The sequence below is a fragment of the Pseudenhygromyxa sp. WMMC2535 genome (genome assembly GCF_011083025.2).
In genome coordinates this window covers 4,226,008-4,244,311 of the sequence record NZ_JABJWV010000001.1, presented here as the reverse complement: position 1 = coordinate 4,244,311, position 18,304 = coordinate 4,226,008, and the positions used below count along the sequence as shown (strand labels likewise).

Genomic DNA, 18,304 nt, shown 5'->3' with positions numbered 1-18,304 from the left:
GCGTAGCGGCGCGCCTTCGGGCCGGAGGCCGGGACCCACGCCCAGCCTCCGGCTCGACGCCGAGCACGAGGGCCACGGGTCTTCGCCCGCGAACGCTCAGTCGTCCCGCCCCCCGGGGAAGAGCGCCTTGCCGCCAAAGCGGCGGCGCACTTCGCTGAGCACGTCCTGCACCGCCTCGCCCTCGCTCTCGGCCTCGGCGCTCTCTCGCTCGTCGCTGGCTGCGCGCGCCTCGAGCAGATCGAGCTGCTCCGGCCCGCGCGCGCTCGTGCTCACCTCACTGGCGTCGACGAGCTCGCCCACGCCCACCCCGGTCAGCCGAAAGCGCCGCCCCTCGAGCTTGCCCTCGGCGTCGAGCTTGGTCAGCAGCTCGCGGGCGGCGGCGAAGATCTCCCGGGCCTCGCGGGTGGGCCGATCCAGCGTCGCCTGCCGCGTCCAGGTGGTGAAGGAGACGTCGCGGAGCTTGATCTGGACCTTGCGCCCGCGCATGCCCGTGGCGACCAGGCGGTCGGCGATGCGCGTGGCCTGGCTCAGCATTCAGTCCTCGATCTGCGCGCGGGTGACCAGGTCCTCTTCGGCGCCTAAGACATCCGACCGGGCAATTTTGGCTTGCGTCAACCACGCAGCCTTACATGAACGGTGATTACTGGGGCATGTCGGTCGGAGCGTGATGAGCTCGTGACGGTCGGCCTGCGTCCTCGAGCCCCATCGGAGTCACATCCCAGGCCGCGACGCCCGAACGTTTCAGCTCGTCGCATGCGCGTCATGGCGAGTCCGTCTTGGCGGACTGGGCTGTCGTCAAGTAGTGAGGTCGAACTCGAGTTGTCCGGGCGGCGGCGGCCGTGGTCGAAGCGGGGGCCTCGGGCCGAGGCCCCCTTCGGCGAGCACGCGGGCGATGGCCTCGGCCGTCCCCGCACTCGAACCACGAGCCGTTGAAGGTGCAGTTGCCCCCGTCGCAGTCGGCGTCGCTGGAGCACTCGGAGCAGAGGTGCTCGCGTCATCGCCGTCGTCGGTGCTGGCCTCGTCCGCGCCCTCGTGCCTCAGTCGATCTTGGTCTTGTACCAGTTCAGAGAGCCAGGAACGATCGCCTCCAGCTCGGCGGTCGGGTAGAGCTGATAGACGACGGAGTCGGGGATCGAGCAGCGCACCGTGAGGCGGGTTGTGTCGCGGTTCTGCGCGAACCTCCACATCTTGGCCTCCATCCACCCATGCTTGGCGCGGTTGACGGCCATGGCGTCAGGCGCGTCCTGCAATTGATCAATCCACGAGATCTCTAATTTGCTGCCATTCTTGATCGTGGGAACAGTAATTGTGTGCCAGCGATTGATGGACATGGAGAACATGTAGAGGCCGTCTTTTTGCCCGCTGAGCCGATTTTTGATGATGTCGATGGGGGAGGGGTCCCAGCGCGGGCCGCTGCTGCAGTTTTTGGGGAACCTGCCGTTCCAGGGGTTGCACGCGTCTTTGTTGCCGGGGTACGCGGGGGTGCCTTTCCATGCCCACGGGTCGTCCTCGTCGGGAGGGTTATCCTCGTGGAATTCGGCGTGCTCGTAGCAGTGATCTTTGTCGAAATATGATGTCCCGATCTCGCGGGCGATGCCCATCTCCTCCATGACATCGATGATGTCGCGCAGCAATAGCCCTCCCGCTTTGTGGACTCGGCGTTTGGAGCCCTCGGCGTTGACACGCTTCGTCGATACTTCTGATGCATCGTTCCAGATTCGGCTCGCCATCATTGGAAATAGTTCGTCATAGTTGAGGGCGACCTTGCCCATGCATGAGTTTTCGTCTTTGTCCCGATCGATCGGGTCGCAACAGGATTTCAGCCGGTCGAGCAGCACGCTCTTGTCAGAGTCTCCGATCTTGCCATACGATTCCAGCCGTGCGTGCCCCTTCAGGATGACTTCGCTGCGGATGAGCTCAATGAAGTCGCGGCCGTGAGGTGTCGAGGTCAGGTGCAAGAAGTCGGCGTCACTGATTCGGGTGAGGAATCCGAGGACGACGTCTTTCTTGACGTTGTCATTGCGAGAGAGCCCCTGGTCCCAGAGTATGGAGAACACGCCGAACATGGTCTGGGGATCGTTGGCCAACTTGAGCAGCGCTGTAACGATTGGCTCGGTTTGGCTCGCGCGCAAAGTTTCCAGTGCGCGCTTTTGTTGCTCGCTTTGAAGGCGAATTTGGTCTTGATCTGCCCGTAGTTCCTCTGCCCCCTTTCCTTGTAGACGATAGAATGGTAGCATGTATTCCATTCCCGCGATCTTGGCGTTGCCGAACATGTCGATCTCGCTCTCGCGGAGGTCGATGGCTTCGAGTTTTGAGGCGAGGTTTTCGATGCTGTCCTCGACATCGTCTGGATCTGAGCTGTTGCCACGCGACATGATATACGCAGCAGACTGGGTTAGCTGTTCCTCGGTCCTCCGATCTGAGGGGCGCGCGCTCAGCAGCGGCGCCATGTCGGGATCGAACTTGCCGGCGAGATCGGCGATCATTTGAGAGTCGACCTTTGGGGCGTCGGTGGTCCCGATTTTCGGCATCGCTAGCGGGAGCAGCAGTCGGCTCTCCCAGTAGAACATGGAGAATTTGGGGCCGTCGGAGGTCATGCTTGCGAAAAGGCGATCTTTGTTGAGCATGAAGATCGCCTTGGCAACATCGTCTATTTCGACTGATCCGGAGACGCCAGCCTTCTTTGCCTTTTTCCAGATGTCATTGAGTTCTTTTGCGACTTCGGAGATGGTGCGATAGCCTTTTCGCTTGCGGACGATTGTGTGGTATAGTCTGTCGCCTTGAACATCGATTTTCCCGTCCTCGACCTTCTGGATGTTCGTGTAGAGATTCGAGGAACGCTTCCTGCGCTGGATTCGTGGCTGCGGATCGAGCTTTTGCTGCGCAGCATGCGCCATCTCATGCGCGATGGTGTGCGGATCTTTGCTTGCGCTGTGGCTCAGATAGATGGTGTCGTCATAGGTGAAAGCCGAGGCGTCGAGTTGTTCAAATTGCGGCGCAGTGTCACTTCCCCGGAGGACCTTCGTGTCGGCGAGCCCGACGGAGCTTAGTGAGGACACCCCCCGCCTGGCAGCTTCGACGCTGGGGCTGGTGAAGGGGCGTAGCCCGGTCCTCGAGATGGCATTCTTCGGTGGTTTTTTGGGACGGGAAGTCTGGATATTGTTTTTTGACTGTAGCTTGAACATGATGATACCTGTCCGAAGGCTATCCTTGGAGCGGGAGGCCAACAAGCTGGCTCATAGAATGGGAAAGATGCAGGTCGTTGTGGTAGTGTGGGTTATGCGTGCTCGCGTCGGGTTCACGATCGCTCTCCTCGGAGTCGGGCTCACGAACTGCCGTGTGGACGTACCGGCGAAGGAGGAGCGGCCTGACGAGCCTTCACGTCTCTCCCCTTCGGGGCTCGACACGCGAGACGAGCCCGCGGGTGACTCGGCCCCTGAGCGGGACATCGGGGAGCAATGCGAGAGTAGTCCGCGACAGCTAGAGCTGCCGGCGATCGGAGAGGGCCCGACCGCTACGCTCGAAGTTTCTCGCAGGTGGTGGCGTGACGACCCCACGCCAGGCCGAGAGTCGAGCGAGGGCCCGACGTGCGTACGACGAGGACAAGGAGCCTGGGAGGTGCTCGATACCCCTGCCGAGATCACGATCTCCGCAGATCCAGCCCGCCCGCAACGTTGGCGGATCCGAGGTGCGGCTGTGCTCGTGCGAGTGATGCCCGATGAGGTGCTCGGGCTCCGCAACTTCGCTCATGGGTGGGGCCTCCGAGGGGAGCGTTTCACGCCTCGCCTTGCGCCGGGTGGGCCGTCCTGTATGGACGAGCAAGGCTGCTCGGTGGGGTTTCAGCCAAGCCCCGAGGGAGATTGCCTGCCGCCGATGCCGGGAGAGGTGGCTGCGGCATGTGTGGAGAGCGCCAGCTTGTGGATCACAGCTAGCCCAAAACGGCTCTCTCCATCGCGGCTAGCGGAGCTGAGCACCTTGCAAGCGGCGATCTTCTCCAGTGGAGAAGGCGGCACCGAGTCGAGCTCACAGCTAGGTGCGCTCGTCATCGAGTCCCTGAGACCCAAGCGGGGGTATCGCCTGTTCGTGGGGAACCATCACGAGCCGGATCGCATTTGGGTCCGCGAGCACGGGGTTTTCCGCATCATGGCGGGCTTCGGAGAGACGTGGGTGGTGTCTTTGACGCCAGAGGGAGAGTTGGAGGTCAGGGTCGAAGACTGACCTGGCCCCACGAGACGCGGTCGCCTCTGCACCCTGTGGACTTGGGCTCTCGAGCCAGGTCCGCGACATCGATCGCGTTCTTTGCAGTCCGCCGTCCCGACGAGCAGCCCGGAGGGCGCGCACGCCCCGTGCGCGGCGCTCGGAGCCTGCTGCGCCGTGCTCGCGGCGCTGCGGCGCTACATCCAGGTCGTCCGGCACTGCAACCACTTTTGCGGGTTCTGCTCGAACCCGACCACGCCCTACACCCACGACTTCGAGTCCATGCGCGTGCTCGTCGACGACTTCGTCGCGCGCGGCTACTTCGGGGTGATCCTGACCGGCGGCGAGCCCAGCTTGCACCCCGAGCTCCCGGCGATCTGCCGCTACGCCAGCGAGGCCGGCCTGCACGTCCGGATGATCACCAACGGCACGCGCATGGCCGATCGCAAGTTCGCCCAGGCCATGGCCGAGGCCGGGCTGAAGCTGGTCTACGTCTCGATCTACTCGGTGATCGAGGCCCTCGAGGACAGCCTGCGCGGGACCCCGGGGACGGGCACGGATCGCTGCCTGAGCAGGACTCGCTGGGTTTCCGAGCGGAGGCGGTCGAGGCCAGGGCCAACGACAACTCGACAGAATCATCGGGTCGAGCAGCGAAGCCGTGCATGGTCAATTTGGCAGTCGAGTCCGAGATACCCAGCCGGCGTGTCGCAGCGATCAAGTCAAACGCTCGACATCGAACATCATACACATGTGACCGTCACGATATTTGCAGACGAGTATAAGAGGGCAGAGCGCGTCAAACTTCAGTCGCCAAACAAAAAGAAAAACGCGATGCCCAGGAACGCAAGGATCCCACAAGTCGACCGTACTGACAAGCGCCTCATGATGATCGGCCAGCTCATCACCGAGGTCGTCGAAGAACGAATGGGAGGTGAGCGAGGGTGGATGGAGACCTCGCAGGCCGAGCTTTGCGTCGTGGCCGACGCCCTGTGGCTCCGAGAAGAGCAACGACTCGAGGCTGCGCGTACAGACGCCGCCAGGATCATCGTCGATGGCGAGCCCTACCGCCGCATGGCCCAGCCTTCGAGCCGGCTGTACCATGGTCGATGGGGAGCCCACCGGATCGAGGAGCCTCTGTACCGTCGAGAAGGAGTGCGCAATGGGCCAACGCTCCGACCTCTCGATCGGGTCATCGGTGTCGTCGATGGCTCGCTTCTCCCCGAGCTCGCACTGGCGCTGGGCAGCCTCTGCGCCGTTCAGACGAGCCGGGAGGTCGAGGAGACGCTGACCCGACTCGGCTTTCGCCCCCCAAGCCGGGCCACGATCCCGCACCGTTCGCCGCCGGGCGGTCTACGCTGCGGATCACGGAGCCCGCCAATGCTCGGCGTGCACGACCTTAGTCGATCAGCTCGGGGTTCATGACGACGCCGTCCACGATGATCAGCCAGTCATCTTGCATGAAGATGACGTTTCCGACATCACCAGTGACGATCACATCTTCGAGGACGATCACGCCACCACGAGGAGCACCGCCGCCGCAGTAGCCACAGTCGTCATCGTCGTCATCGTCGTCATCCTGCGGGATGACGTTTACGAGGAACTCGTTGTACCAGTTGGTGAAGAGCAGTCCGTTGATGCTGGCGTCGAGGGCTGCCGCGGACGTGGAGTAGTGGGCGACGCCCTCCACCCACGTCATGCCGATCGGCATCTCGCCGCCCGGGCCGCTGATCGAGCCGCTGCAATCGAGGACCTGGACGGCATTGTCCACCAGGCAGTCGAGCGCTAGCGCGGTCGGTGCGGGCGCGAGGCCATTGCTGATCGATCCGACAGCCGTCAGGCTCGAGGAAAACTGGCCATCGCCGATGTCGGTGACTTCGACCGCGGCATGGGTGATGGTGAGCGCCCCCTCGGGGGTAGCCATCGGCTCGGCGACGGGCTCCGAGGCGAAGGGGCCAGAAACGAACAGGCTTAGGAATGCAGGAGCCAGCGTTGAAGTGAGCATGCCTTCTCATTGACGGTGGTCGCGGCTGCGATGACGGGCACTCGCAATAAAAGATCGGGGCCTGGGTCATCGGGCGAGCGCGTAGAACGCCAGCTCTTGTTTGGCTTCACAGCCGAGGCGCCTAAGACATCCGACCGGGCAATTTTGGCTTGCGTCAAACCCGCACGCTTACATGAACGGTCATTACCGGGGCATGTCGGTCGGGGCGTGATGATCTCGTGACGCTCGGCGTGCCTCCTCGAGCCCCATCGGAGTCACATCCCAGGCCGCAACGCCCGAACTTTTCAGCTCGTCGCATGCGCGCGTCATGGCGAGCCCGTCTCGGCGGACTGGGCTGTCGTCAAGTAGTGAGGTCGAACTCGAGTTGTCCGGGCGGCGGCGGCCGTAGTCGAGGCGGGGGCCTCGGCCCGAGGCCGACTTCGGCGAGCACGCGGGCGATGGCCTCGGGCGTCTTCGCGACCTTCTTCAGCGACATCCTTCAGCGACATCGGGCCCTGGCATTTGGCGCAGGTCAGGACGTCGACCGCGAACACCCGCCGCAGCGACCAGGCCCACGTGTCGGGACGCCAGCTTGCTGCGAACCTCGAGCTCAGTTGCTTCACCGTCGAACTCCAGTCGCAGCTGGGTCGGTTCGAGTGGCTCGGGTGTGGGGCCGGGGACGACCTCGCTGCGCGCGTTGGCGTGTGCTGCGAGCACGCCGTGATACCCGAGCATGTGAAAGTTCGGCGGTGGGATCAGAGCGGGCCAGCCGGCCGTCGCCCAGGACCTCGCCTTCGTCCCGCCCGACGCCGTGCTCGGCGGCTACGTGACCGAGTCGGCGGCGGCGCGCATCGAGGCCGACGTCGGGCCGCTGCCCGAGGGACCGATCTCCCCGCCCAAGCCCGAGAAGCACGGGAGCCTCGGTGGTGGCGGGGGCGGGGGCGGCTGCGCCTACTGTTCGAATCGCGACGAGGAGATCGCCGGGTGGCTAGCGATCCCGGCCTTCGCGCTGCTCGGGCTGCTCGGCCTACGCCGACGACGGCGACGCGGTGAGGCGAGCCCGGCCTGCGGCCGCACCCAGCGAGCTCGCTCGGCCCCGCGCTCAGCGAGATTCGCGGATCGAACATGGTTGAACTCCCGCTCGCTCGTCGCCCACAATGGCGACAGTGAGCGCCGACTCGATCAACTTTGCGTTCCTCGCGAAGCACTCGCCGCTGATGGTCAAGACCGCCGCGCAGGCGGAGCATTACTTCGCGAGAGACCCCACCGCGGCGCTGACCAAGCTGCGCCGCCTCGGCGAGCTCCTCGCCCAGCACGTCGGCGCCAGCAACGGCCTGGCCGACAAGCTCGTCGCCCACCAGGCCCGGCTGATCGACGCCCTCGAGGACCGCGGCCTGATCGACGCCGAGCTCGCTCGGCTCTTCCACGGCCTGCGCAAGGCCGGCAACGCCGCCGTCCACGCTGACGAGGGCAGCGACCAGGACGCCCTGCACCAGCTCGAGATGGCCCACGCCCTGGCGGTGTGGTTCCACCGCGCGACCGCTGAGCCGGACTTCGATCCCGCCCCCTTCACGCGCCCTGACGCCGCCGCGCCCGACGACGGCGCGCCCGACGAGGATCCCACGGAGCGCGCCGCCCACGAGGCCCAACTCGCGCGCCTCCAGGCCCTCGCCGAGGGCGAGGACGCCCAGCAGCTGCGCCTGCGCCTCGAGCGGGCGCGCGCCGCCGCCGGCAAGCTCGAGCTCAACGAGGCCCAGACCCGCGAGCTGATCGACATCCAGCTGCGCGAGGCCGGCTGGGAGGTCGACTCCAAGCGCCTGACCCACGCCGCGGGCACGCGGCCCGAGAAGGGCCGCGATCTGGCCATCTCCGAGTGGCCCACGCGCTCGGGCCCGGCCGACTACGTGCTCTTTCGCGGGCTCAGCCCCATCGCCGTGGTCGAGGCCAAGCGCGAGTCCAAGGACGTGCGCGGGGCCATCGATCAGGCCAAGCGCTACAGCCGGGACTTCGAATTCGACGACGACATGCAGCCCCTCGGCCCCTGGGGCGAGTACGAGATCCCCTTCTTGTTCTCGACCAACGGCCGGCCTTACCTGCGCCAGTACCTCCAGGCCTCGGGGATCTGGTTCCTGGACGTCCGCGAGCCCACCAACCACCGCCGGGCCCTCGAGGGCTGGCGCCGGCCCAAGGGCCTCGCCGAGCTCCTCGATCAGGACCTCGCCGCGGCCGCGACCAAGCTCGAGGCCGAGGCCCTCGACTACCTGCCCCTGCGCCCCTACCAGCGCGAGGCGATCCGCGCGATCGAGGCGGGCGTCGCCGCCGGGCGCCGCGAGCTGCTCTTGGCCATGGCCACGGGCACGGGCAAGACCCGCACGCTGATCTGCCTGATCTACCGACTGATCAAGGCCGGCCGCTTCCAGCGCGTGCTCTTCCTGGTCGACCGGACCAGCCTGGGCGTCCAGGCCCACCAGGCCTTCGACAACCTCGAGCTCGAGCAGCAAAAGACCTTCTCCAACATCTACGACGTCAAGGAGCTGCGCGACGCCTGCCCCGACGACGACACGCGCCTGCACATCGCCACGGTCCAGGCCATGGTCCGGCGCCTCGACGCCGACGCCGGGGCCCCCGCGGTGGACCAGTACGACTGCATCGTCGTCGACGAGTGCCACCGCGGCTACAACCTCGACCGCGAGCTGGCCGAGAGCGAGGCCCACTACCGCTCAGAGCGCGAGTACATCTCCAAGTACCGCCGCGTCCTCGACCACTTCGACGCCGTCAAGATCGGGCTCACGGCCACGCCGGCCCTGCACACCACGGAGATCTTCGGCGAGCCGGTCTACCGCTACCGCTACCGCCGCGCCGTCATCGAGGGCTACCTCGTCGACCACGAGCCCCCGCTGCGGATCACCACCGCGCGCAGCCAAAGCGGCGTGCGCTGGGCCGCCGGCGAGGAGGTCTCGGTCTACCGCGTCCGCGAGCAACGCACGGACCTGATCCACACCCCCGACGAGATCGACATCGACATCGACGGTTTCAACCGCAGGGCGATCGTCCCCGAGTTCAACAAGGCCGTCTGCAGCCAGCTCGCCCGCGAGATCGACCCCTCGCTCCCGGGCAAGACCCTGATCTTCTGCGCCAACGACCGCCACGCCGACGAGGTCACGGGCTTCATGCTCGACGCCTTCAAGGAGGTCTACGGCGCCGTCGAGGAGGACGCCGTCGCCAAGATCACCGGCGCCGTCGACCGCCCCGGCGAGCTGATCGCCCGCTACAAAAACGAGCTCAACCCGCGCGTGGCCGTGACCGTCGACCTGCTGACCACGGGCATCGACGTCCCGCAGATCGTCAACCTGGTGTTCCTGCGTCGGGTCCGCAGCCGCATCCTCTACGACCAGATGCTCGGCCGGGCCACGCGCCTGTGCCCCGACATCGGCAAGCGCCACTTTCGGATCTTCGACGCCGTCGACCTCTACGACGCCCTGGCCGGCTACACCGACATGCGCCCGGTGGTCAGCGACGTGCAGACGCGCTTTGCGACGCTGCTCGAGGGCCTGGCCAAGCTCACCGAGGGCGACGGGGGCGCGGGCGAGCACGAGGACGAGCGCCGGCGCCTGTGCGAGCAGCTGATCGCCAAGCTCCGGCGCAAGCGCGTCGCCCTGCGCGGCGCCGCCGGCGAGCACTTCACGACCCTGACCGGCCTCGAGCCCGACGCGCTCCTGGCCCAGATGCGCGCGTGGTCCCCGGACCAGACCCTGGACTGGTGGCAGGCGCGCCCGGCCCTGGCGCTGTGGCTCGACGAACTGCGCAGCGGCAGCGGCCCCGTGCTCCCGATCTCCTTCGAGAGCGACGAGGTCGTCGACGTGCGCGCCGGCTACGGCGAGCACGGGCGGCCCGAGGACTACCTCGACGGCTTCGCGGCCTTCGTGCGCGACAACCTCAACACCATCCCCGCGCTGAGCGTGGTCACCCAGCGCCCCCGCGACCTGACCCGCGCCCAGCTCGTCGAGCTGCGCATGGCTCTGGCCCAGGCCGGCTACACCGAGGCCGTCCTCGAGGCCGCCTGGCGCCAGTCCACCAACCACGAGATCGCCGCCTCGATCATCGGCTTCATCCGCCAGCAAGCCCTCGGCGAGGCGCTGGTGCCCTACGAGCAGCGGGTCCGCGCCGCCCTCGATCGCCTGCTCGCCGCCCGCAGCTGGAGCGCCCCCCAGCGCAAGTGGCTCGAGCGCATCGCCAAGCAGCTCGAGGTCCAGCGCGTCGTCGACCGCGCGGTGATCGACGAGGACGAGGCATTCAAGGCTCAGGGCGGCTTCAAGCGCCTGGACAAGATCTTTGGCGGCGAGCTCGAGCAGGTGCTCGGCGAGCTGCGCGAGGCGGTCTGGGACGACGCGGGTTGAGGCCGAGGGTCACAGCGGGTATGGGAGCTCGAAGACCCCGAGGACTTCGACCCGGCGCTGGGCGATGTCCCGCCGGTGACCTCCGCCTTCCGCGAGCAGTATGTGCTCGCCCTCCCCGGCGGCGAGGACCACATCCTCGACCTCGTCCCCGGGCGCTACGAGCTCACCGCCTTTCAGCAGGACTACCTGCGGCGCGAGATCCAGCTGAGCATGTCGACCGTCGCATCGAGTAGGAACGGCAGCCACGGCCTCTCTCACGGCGTCGGGTCCAGCCGTGAAATCTCTACGCCCACCGTCCTCGGCCCGCCCTCGACCACGATGAGCTCGTAGCGACCCGCCGCGAGGTCGAGGACCTCCCCCGCCCCCACCGCGTCCACGGTGTAGACGAGCCCCTCCGGTGAGGCCGCCGTCGCCGACGGGACATCCCCCGCCTCGGGGTCCTCGCCCTCCGGCTTGACCGGCAGATCCTCATCCGGGCAGCGTTGGATCATCAGCGTGCTAGCGTCGGAGCTCAGCTGAAAGTCGCCGCGCGCCGAGACCTCGAAAGTTCGAAAGGTCCCGATGCCGCCCGAGGCGTCGGACAGGGTGTCCGAGTTGGCGCAGTCGATGACGATCGACTCGCTCCAGCGGGTGTCGCCGTCGCGCGTGAGCTCGGGAAATTCGCACGAGGCGAGCTGCGCGAAAGCGTAGGGCGCCTCGGCGAGATACTCGGCCTCGGCCTCGGCGAGGGTCTGCCCCGTGACGGCTTCGAAGGCCAGCTCGGGATCGCGGGTGTCGGTGAGCAGGTCCCGCACCGCCTGCGAGCCGTGCCGATCCCAGACCCAGCGCACGAAGTGACCCGCGCTGGCGTAGCTGACCTCGTCCTCGCCGCGGAAGAAATTGTCCGTCGGCAGCACCGAGCCCCGAAAGCTCCGGCGCATGTCGAGGGCCTCGGCGATGCCCTCGGACCACATCGGTGAGGGATCGCCCAGGGGGATGGCGAGGGCATGGACCAGCTCGTGGCCCAGGGAGCCCTCACTGGCATAGATGGTCTTCGTCTCGCGGTGGTAGCAGCCCCAGTCGCCGCCGCAGTAGCCGTCCAGCGCCGCCGGCGACGAGCGCCACAGGTAGACGTCGGCCTTGCCCTCGAACTCGGTGGACAGCTGGCCCTCGAGGTTGGCGATGTGCTGCTCGAGCCTGGCCAGATCCCCGCCGCACAGCTCGCCCTCGGCCACGCCGAGCCGCAGGTGCTCCGTCTCGTAGCGCAGCTCGAAGGGCGGCTGATCCACGCACGCCCCCACGACGGCGATCGACGCGAGCACGAAGGGGAGGTGGCGGCCGCCCTCAGGCGAGCGGGTCACGGTAGACACGGTCGACCTCGAGCGAGACCCCGATCGCGCCCAGCTCGACGGCTTCGCCGGCCCCGGCCTCGGTGAAGATCCACGCCCCGTCTTCGCCCTTACTGTAGACCTCGAGGCGCGCCTCGCCCTGCGAGACCAGCACGTAGTGGCGCAGGCTCGGGAGCCGCCGGTAGTGGGCGAACTTCTGACCGCGGTCGTAGGCCTCCGTCGAGTCCGAGAGCACCTCGACGATCAGGATCGGGTTGAGGGCCGCGTCGCCGTCCTCGTCGGCGGTCTCGAGGGGTCCGCAGACGACGCTGACATCGGGGTAGGTGCTCAGATCCGTCGCTTGCACGCGGACCCGCAGGTCGGAGCCATAGACCCGGCAGGCCCTGTCGCGCAGGGCGACGCCGAGCTCGATGGTCACGGCGGCGATCAGCGCGGCGTGCTCGGGGGTGCCCCCGGCCATCGCGTAGACCTCGCCGCGCAGGTACTCGTGCTTGGTGTCGCTGCCCCGCTCGAGCCGGAGGTACTCCGCGTAGCTCATGCACGTGACCTCGGCTTCAGCCATGGCAGGAGCATAGCACGCTCTGGCCTCCCACCCCCTCGCACTCAGGTCCCGCCGCCGCCTGGCTCCCCGCGGCGCGAGCGGCTAAGGTGCCCCCCCGATCATGAGCACGACCTCGGACATCGTCGCGCGCCTTTGGAACCTCTGCCACGTCTTGCGCGACGACGGCATCACCTATCACCAGTACGTCACCGAGCTGACCTACCTGCTCTTCCTCAAGATGATGCAGGAGACGGACAACGAGGCGCTGCTGCCCGCAGGTCGGCGCTGGGGCGACCTCGTGGCCCTCGACGGCCTCGATCGCCTCAATTTCTACCGCAAGCTCCTGGTCGACCTCAGCCAGCCGACCTTCGAGGATGAGCAGGGCAAAGAGCAGCGCGTCGCCCCCGAGGTCACGGCGATCTTCGCCAACGCCAGCACGGCCCTGCGCGAGCCCAAGAACCTGACCAAGCTGGTCGCGAGCATCGACGAGCTCGACTGGTACGAGGCCCGCGAGGAGGGCCTGGGCGACCTCTACGAGGGCCTGCTCGAGAAGAACGCCAGCGAGAAGAAGTCCGGCGCCGGCCAGTACTTCACGCCGCGGCCGCTGATCGACTGCATGGTCGCGCTGACCAAGCCGGGGCCCGGCGAGGTCGTCCAGGATCCGGCCGCGGGCACCGGCGGCTTCCTGGTCGCCGCCAACCGGGCGATCCGCGAGCAGACCGACGACCTCTTCACCCTCGGCCCCAAGCAGCAGGAGTTCCAGCGCCGCCACGCCATGCGCGGCCTCGAGCTCGTGCCCGACACCCACCGGCTGCTGCTCATGAACCTCATGCTCCACGACATCCAGGGCGAGGTCGGCCGGGGCGACACGCTCTCGGACGCCGGCGCCGCCCTGCCCAAGGCCGACCTGATCCTCAGCAACCCGCCCTTCGGGACCAAGAAGGGCGGCGGCGGCCCGACCCGCGACGACTTCACCTTTCAGACCAGCAACAAGCAGCTGGCCTTCTTGCAGCACATCTACCGCGGGCTGAAGCCCGGCGGGCGCGCGGCCGTGGTCCTGCCCGACAACGTGCTCTTCGAGGACGGCGTCGGCCAGAAGATCCGCCGCGACCTCATGGACAAGTGCAAGCTGCACACGATCCTGCGCCTGCCCACGGGGATCTTCTACGCCCAGGGGGTCAAGACCAACGTGCTCTTCTTCGAGCGCGGGCGCAGCGAGACCGGCAACACCGAGGCCGTGTGGGTCTACGACCTGCGCACCAACATGCCCAGCTTCGGCAAGCGCACGCCCTTCACCCGCGAGGCCCTGCGGCCCTTCGAGGAGGCCTTCGGCGACGCCGTCGACGGCAGCGGGGCGCGGCGGGACGAGGGCGAGGAGGGGAGGTTTCGCTGCTTTACGCGGGGGTTCATCCGCGAGCGGGGGGACAACTTGGACATCAGCTGGCTGCGGGATGAGTCGACCGGGCGGGTGGAGGACCTCGCGGCGCCGGAGGTGATCGCGGCGGAGATCTTGGAGCACCTGCGGGTGGCGACGGAGGAGATGGAGGGGCTGATGGAGGGGCTGATGGAGGAGCTGGAGGGATGAGCTCGAGCCTTCCTACAGGCTGGGTCTCGGCCTCTATCAGCAGCCTTTGCCGAGCCGACAAACCTCTGTGCTATGGAGTCGTACAACCAGGCCCCGAAGTCCCCGGCGGCATTCACCTCGTTCGTGTTTGCGATATTAAAGACGGAAAAATAGACACAAGCGCACTTCGCACAATCGCTCCAAACATCGACGACCAATACGCCCGTTCCCGTCTAGAAGGCCGAGAGGTACTAATATCCATCGTGGGCTCCATCGGACGAGTCGCCGTCGCCACAAAAGAACTTGCAGGAGCGAACATCGCCAGGGCCGTAGCCAGGGTTTTTCCTGAGCACATTGCTCTTCCAGAGTGGACAGCATTCGCACTTTCCACTCCATACGTTCAACACCACCTCATTCTTGAGTCACGAGAGGTGGCCCGCAAAACCCTGAACCTTCGAGAACTTGGGGCAACGCAAGTCCCCGTCCCCCCCCTCAACGAGCAGCGCCGCATCGTCGCCAAGATCGAGGCCCTCCAGGCCCGCAGCGAGGCCGCGAAGCGGGCCCTCGACGCGATCCCGCCGCTGCTCGAGGCATTCCGCCAGTCCGTGCTCGCGGCCGCCTTCCGGGGCGACCTGACGAAGACCTGGCGCGAGCAGCACCCCGACGTCGAGCCCGCGAGCGCGCTGCTCGAGCGCATCCGGGCCGAGCGCAAGGCCCGCTTCATCGCCGCCGCCGGGGACAAGGCCGAGGCCAAGGCCCGCGCCAAGGCCCAGGCCGCCGGCAAGCCCTGGACCGAGGCCGACGCGGCCGAGGTGGTGGAGGCCGCGCGCGCGAAGGCGGAGGCGAAGTATGTCGAGCCGGAGCCGGTCGATGAGGAGGGGCTGCCGGAGCTGCCGGAGGGGTGGTGTTGGGCGAGTACGGCTGAGATTGTTCACCCTGACACGATAATCACCTATGGCGTTGTCAAGCCAGGCCCCGAAATCGATGACGGAGTCCCCTATGTTCGAGGTCAAGACATTGTCGATGGAACCGTCTTGGTCCATCAGCTGAGGCGCATGTCGCCCGAACTTGCTGCCACCAAACCCAAATCCGAGCTCAAAGAAGGCGACATTTTACTGTGCATCATCCGTCACCTTCGCGTTGCCATTGTCCCTCCGGGCCTCGACGGCGCAAACATTACCCAGGGCGCTGTCCGCATGCGCCCCTCATTTGCCGTCCAAGGCGACTATCTTGCTGACTACCTGAGCTCTCCCCAAGCTCAAGAATGGATGAAGAGCAAACATTTCGGACTCGCAATGCCGAGGATCAACGTTGCGGATGCAAGGCAAGTCCCGATCGCTTTGCCACCTATCGACGAACAGACCCGAATTTCTGTTCTTACTCGACAGTATCTCGATCGAGCGACAAGGACCATGGCCGCGGTAGAGTTCAAACGGGAGCGCCTGCCCGCCCTCGACCAATCCATCCTCGCCAAGGCCTTCCGCGGCGAGCTCGTCCCCCAGGACCCGAACGACGAGCCCGCCAGCGTGCTCCTCGAGCGCATCCGCGCCGAGCGGGCCGCCGCCTCCCCCAAGAAGAAATCCAAGCCCGCCAAGCAGCGCGCGCCCAAGCCCGAGCCCGAGCCCCCCGCCGCGAAGCCGCCCCCCCGCGGGCAGCTCGAGCTCCCCACCCTCCCCGTCCCCGCCCCCGCCCCCACGCCGACCCGCGTCGATCCCTCCGAAGAAGCCCCCGCCGTCATGGCCCAGCTGCGCGTCCTCCTCCGGGGCCGCGGCGCCGTCGAGCGCGAGGCCACGCTCCACGCCCTCGCCGAGCACCTGGGCTACCAGCGCGTGAGCGCCCCGCTGCGCAAGCGCCTCGACGGCCACCTGCTCGCCGCCGTGCGCCGCGGGGTCCTCGAGGGCGGCACCGGCGACGAGCTGCGCCTGGCCACGCGCCGCCTCGAAGACTACGAGCGCGACGAGCTGGTCGCGGCCCTGCGCTCGATCACCCGGCGGCGCTGCGTCTACGCGCGCGACGAGCTCGCCCGCGCGCTCCTGGCCCACCTGGGCTTTCACCGCCTCACCAAGGGAGCCCGGGCCGCGATCAAGTCGGCCTTCAACGCGGCCGTGCGCCGCGGGGTGTTCGAGCGCGTCGACGCCCAGCAATTGCGCCGCGCGAGCTGAGCCCGAGGCTCGAATCAGCTCGGGCTCGACCGCCGCCGGCGCATCCCCACGAGGGCGAGCAAGGCCAGGGCCAGCCACCCGCCGGAGCGCCCGCGCTCGCTGATCCGACAGCCCTCGACCTCGTCTCCCTCGCAGGGCGGATAGTTGCGGCCCATCGACGCGAACTCGCCCTCCGCCCACCAACCCCCCGGGAGCCAGGTCCCCGCCTCGTAGTGCTCCAGGCAGTCGTTCGAGTCGGCCTCGTAGGGCACGGCCAGGGTCTCGCAGAGCTCGTAGAGCATGTCGTCGAGCTCGTCGTGGCGCGACTTGGTCTCGAACTCCTCCTCGGTCAGGCACAGGCAGGCTGAAGCCGAGCGGCCGCTGCCGTCGAAGATGACCGTCGTGCGCCCGTCCTCCCAATAGACCCGGCCGCCGGCCATGATCATGCACGCCTTCCGGCGCTCGAGGCCATCGAACACCGCTGGCAGATCGACGAGTTCGCCCCTGCTAGTGTGCGCGGCAGAGGACTTGAAGGGTCCCAGGCGCCGGACCGCCGGTTGCTGACGAGGCGCGAGGAGGGAGTTTGTCGGGCACAAATGACTGACGAGCAACGAAGTCAGCGGCCGGTGCTCCAAGCCTGGGGCCCTTCAAGTCCTCTGCCGCGCACACTAGACTCTCGGCATGATCTCTCCTACCGAATGCAGGGTAGGGCTCCTCGCCCAGCTTTCGCTCCTGGGTCTGCTCGCCAGCTGCGTCGGCCGTCCGGCGGGCTTCGACGAAGGCGACGAGGACGACCTGGGCACGACCACCGAGGACAGCGACAGCGCAGGTGACAGCACGGAGGGCTCGAGCACGGACGAGGTCGGCACGACGACGAGCGAGACCGGCAGCGGGACGGAGACGGAGACCGGCGTGGTCGACGGCTGCAATCCGGTGCAGTTCGCCGACCCCGAGCTCGAGGTCCGGGTCCGATTGCGCCTCGGTCTGCCCGACGATGTGCCCATCGACGCCGAGGCCATGGCCGGGCTCGACCGGCTCATTCTCGACGGAGATGTTCACTCGCTCGAGGGTCTCGAGTGCGCCCTGGCCCTCGAGGAGCTCCACCTCGGCGGCAGCGCCATCGACAATCTGGCTCCGATCGCGGGTCTGCCCGCGTTGCGCGAGCTCTTCTTGTCGGTGTCGGGCACCCCGGACATCCAGCCGCTGGCGACCTTGCCCGCCCTCGAGAAGCTGGAGGTCCTGCTCTTCGACGGCTTCGACGTCGCGATCCTCGCCGAGAGCAAGGCACCCCTGAGCCGGCTCATCTTCACGTCCAGCGTCCTCGAGAACCCGCAGGAGCTCGGCGCTCTCGTGTCATTGGAGGAGCTCCGGCTGAGCTGGACGCTGCTACCCGATCTGTCCTTCATCGGCGAGCTCGAGCAGCTTCGAACGCTGTGGACCTACAACGCCGGCATCGAGGACATCGCTCCGGTGGCCCAGGTGACCGGGCTCGAGACGCTGGAGCTGTACGGGAGCCCCTTTGGCGACATCGGGCCTCTCGCCGGTCACCCGGCGCTGATCGAGCTCGGCTGTGGTTCGAGCGGGGTCGATGACATCAGTGCGGTGGCGACCATCCCCACCCTCGAGAGTCTCAATGTCTCGGCCACGGCGGTGGCGGATCTCGGTCCGCTGACCGGTCACCCGGCCCTGGGCAGCTTGGGGGTCGGTGAGACGCCGGTGGTGGACCTGAGTCCGCTGGCGACCGTGCCGACGCTGTGGCGGCTCGTGGCCTACGCCATGCCCAACCTCGGTCCGCTGCCCGAGGGCCTGAGCGTCGTCGAGGTCCACCTGAGCGACAGTGGACTCACCGATATCTCGCCCATGGCGACCTGGGCTCCCTTCCTGCACTGGGACCTCATGAACAACCAAATCGAGGACCTCGGCCCGCTGCTCGCGGCCGAGTGGATGTTCGACCCCGATCCCGACCTCTGCCACGAGCTCTATCTCGACGGAAACCCGCTGGCGCCCGAGAACGAGGCGGTCGTGGCCGAGCTGTGCCAGGGCGGCGTGAGCACCTTCGCCAGCGAGCCGGCCCTGAGCTGTGCGGTGGGGAGCTGCGGGCTCATGCCGCCGTGATCCACAGTCTCTCATCTCTTCTTTCGAACACACCCATCTA

General features: G+C 67.2%; 15 protein-coding genes. 7 read left to right on the top strand and 8 right to left on the bottom strand.

Annotation, left to right across the window (positions count from 1 at the left end):
• Positions 1–96: 96 nt before the first annotated feature.
• The 3 genes from G6O69_RS16715 to G6O69_RS16705 form a co-directional block, all read right to left on the bottom strand.
• A complete protein-coding gene (locus tag G6O69_RS16715; protein ID WP_172304495.1) occupies positions 97–534 on the bottom strand; it encodes a hypothetical protein in 438 nt (145 codons plus the stop codon).
• 503 nt (positions 535–1,037) lie between these two features.
• Positions 1,038–3,185 carry a DUF4157 domain-containing protein gene (locus G6O69_RS16710; protein ID WP_172304494.1) on the bottom strand — a complete coding sequence of 716 codons (2,148 nt, stop codon included), beginning with the start codon at positions 3,183–3,185 and terminating at the stop codon, positions 1,038–1,040.
• 295 nt (positions 3,186–3,480) lie between these two features.
• Positions 3,481–3,750 (bottom strand): hypothetical protein, encoded by a 270-nt coding sequence (locus G6O69_RS16705; protein WP_176396889.1) that lies wholly within the window; start codon positions 3,748–3,750, stop codon positions 3,481–3,483.
• A 225-nt stretch (positions 3,751–3,975) separates the two neighbouring features.
• On the opposite strand from G6O69_RS16705, the gene G6O69_RS16700 reads away from it, so the two are divergent.
• Positions 3,976–4,218 (top strand): hypothetical protein, encoded by a 243-nt coding sequence (locus G6O69_RS16700; RefSeq protein ID WP_172304493.1) that lies wholly within the window; start codon positions 3,976–3,978, stop codon positions 4,216–4,218.
• Positions 4,219–4,299: 81 nt separating this feature from the next.
• Complete coding sequence (locus G6O69_RS16695; protein ID WP_176396888.1) at positions 4,300–5,619, top strand: radical SAM protein; 1,320 nt, start codon at positions 4,300–4,302, stop codon at positions 5,617–5,619.
• Here G6O69_RS16695 and G6O69_RS16690 read toward each other — a convergent pair.
• Both G6O69_RS16690 and G6O69_RS40260 read right to left on the bottom strand, forming a co-directional pair.
• Positions 5,594–6,199, bottom strand: coding sequence for a hypothetical protein (locus G6O69_RS16690; RefSeq protein WP_172304491.1), 606 nt, complete (start codon positions 6,197–6,199; stop codon positions 5,594–5,596). The genes G6O69_RS16695 and G6O69_RS16690 overlap by 26 nt on opposite strands.
• 340 nt (positions 6,200–6,539) lie before the next feature.
• The gene (locus G6O69_RS40260) at positions 6,540–6,674 is read right to left on the bottom strand and encodes a hypothetical protein (RefSeq protein WP_255215801.1); all 135 of its coding nucleotides are present in this window, start codon (positions 6,672–6,674) and stop codon (positions 6,540–6,542) included.
• Positions 6,675–7,335: 661 nt separating this feature from the next.
• On the opposite strand from G6O69_RS40260, the gene hsdR reads away from it, so the two are divergent.
• Together hsdR and G6O69_RS16680 are read left to right on the top strand one after the other, a co-directional pair.
• Positions 7,336–10,575 carry a type I restriction-modification system endonuclease gene (gene hsdR / locus G6O69_RS16685; RefSeq protein ID WP_172304490.1) on the top strand — a complete coding sequence of 1,080 codons (3,240 nt, stop codon included), beginning with the start codon at positions 7,336–7,338 and terminating at the stop codon, positions 10,573–10,575.
• 75 nt (positions 10,576–10,650) lie between these two features.
• On the top strand, positions 10,651–10,905 hold the full coding sequence (locus tag G6O69_RS16680; protein WP_172304489.1) for a hypothetical protein: 255 nt from the start codon (positions 10,651–10,653) through the stop codon (positions 10,903–10,905).
• On the opposite strand, the gene G6O69_RS16675 is transcribed toward G6O69_RS16680, so the two are convergent.
• Together G6O69_RS16675 and G6O69_RS16670 are read right to left on the bottom strand one after the other, a co-directional pair.
• On the bottom strand, positions 10,830–11,915 hold the full coding sequence (locus G6O69_RS16675; RefSeq protein WP_217909851.1) for a hypothetical protein: 1,086 nt from the start codon (positions 11,913–11,915) through the stop codon (positions 10,830–10,832). The genes G6O69_RS16680 and G6O69_RS16675 overlap by 76 nt on opposite strands.
• Complete coding sequence (locus G6O69_RS16670; RefSeq protein ID WP_172304488.1) at positions 11,899–12,465, bottom strand: Uma2 family endonuclease; 567 nt, start codon at positions 12,463–12,465, stop codon at positions 11,899–11,901. The genes G6O69_RS16675 and G6O69_RS16670 overlap by 17 nt, the downstream gene beginning before the upstream one ends.
• Positions 12,466–12,565: 100 nt before the next feature.
• Between G6O69_RS16670 and G6O69_RS16665 the strand changes: the two genes are divergently transcribed.
• Positions 12,566–14,029: an N-6 DNA methylase gene (locus tag G6O69_RS16665; RefSeq protein ID WP_172304487.1), complete on the top strand. Its 1,464-nt coding sequence runs from the start codon at positions 12,566–12,568 to the stop codon at positions 14,027–14,029.
• Positions 14,026–16,170, top strand: coding sequence for a restriction endonuclease subunit S (locus tag G6O69_RS16660; protein ID WP_172304486.1), 2,145 nt, complete (start codon positions 14,026–14,028; stop codon positions 16,168–16,170). The genes G6O69_RS16665 and G6O69_RS16660 overlap by 4 nt, the downstream gene beginning before the upstream one ends.
• 14 nt (positions 16,171–16,184) lie before the next feature.
• On the opposite strand, the gene G6O69_RS16655 is transcribed toward G6O69_RS16660, so the two are convergent.
• Complete coding sequence (locus tag G6O69_RS16655; RefSeq protein ID WP_176396887.1) at positions 16,185–16,760, bottom strand: MYXO-CTERM sorting domain-containing protein; 576 nt, start codon at positions 16,758–16,760, stop codon at positions 16,185–16,187.
• 70 nt (positions 16,761–16,830) lie between these two features.
• Here G6O69_RS16655 and G6O69_RS16650 point away from each other — a divergent pair, with 70 nt between their 5' ends.
• The gene (locus G6O69_RS16650) at positions 16,831–18,264 is read left to right on the top strand and encodes a hypothetical protein (RefSeq protein ID WP_172304484.1); all 1,434 of its coding nucleotides are present in this window, start codon (positions 16,831–16,833) and stop codon (positions 18,262–18,264) included.
• The last annotated feature ends 40 nt before the right edge of the window (positions 18,265–18,304 follow it).

Bases quoted from the DNA above. Each gene is read 5' to 3' on its own strand.
- G6O69_RS16715 (WP_172304495.1), bottom strand. From the start codon at position 534: ATGCTGAGCCAGGCCACGCGCATCGCCGACCGCCTGGTCGCCACGGGC.
- G6O69_RS16710 (WP_172304494.1), bottom strand. From the start codon at position 3,185: ATGTTCAAGCTACAGTCAAAAAACAATATCCAGACTTCCCGTCCCAAA.
- G6O69_RS16705 (WP_176396889.1), bottom strand. From the start codon at position 3,750: ATGAGCGAAGTTGCGGAGCCCGAGCACCTCATCGGGCATCACTCGCAC.
- G6O69_RS16690 (WP_172304491.1), bottom strand. From the start codon at position 6,199: ATGCTCACTTCAACGCTGGCTCCTGCATTCCTAAGCCTGTTCGTTTCT.
- G6O69_RS40260 (WP_255215801.1), bottom strand. From the start codon at position 6,674: ATGTCGCTGAAGAAGGTCGCGAAGACGCCCGAGGCCATCGCCCGCGTG.
- hsdR (WP_172304490.1), top strand. From the start codon at position 7,336: ATGGCGACAGTGAGCGCCGACTCGATCAACTTTGCGTTCCTCGCGAAG.
- G6O69_RS16670 (WP_172304488.1), bottom strand. From the start codon at position 12,465: ATGGCTGAAGCCGAGGTCACGTGCATGAGCTACGCGGAGTACCTCCGG.
- G6O69_RS16665 (WP_172304487.1), top strand. From the start codon at position 12,566: ATGAGCACGACCTCGGACATCGTCGCGCGCCTTTGGAACCTCTGCCAC.
- G6O69_RS16660 (WP_172304486.1), top strand. From the start codon at position 14,026: ATGAGCTCGAGCCTTCCTACAGGCTGGGTCTCGGCCTCTATCAGCAGC.
- G6O69_RS16650 (WP_172304484.1), top strand. From the start codon at position 16,831: ATGATCTCTCCTACCGAATGCAGGGTAGGGCTCCTCGCCCAGCTTTCG.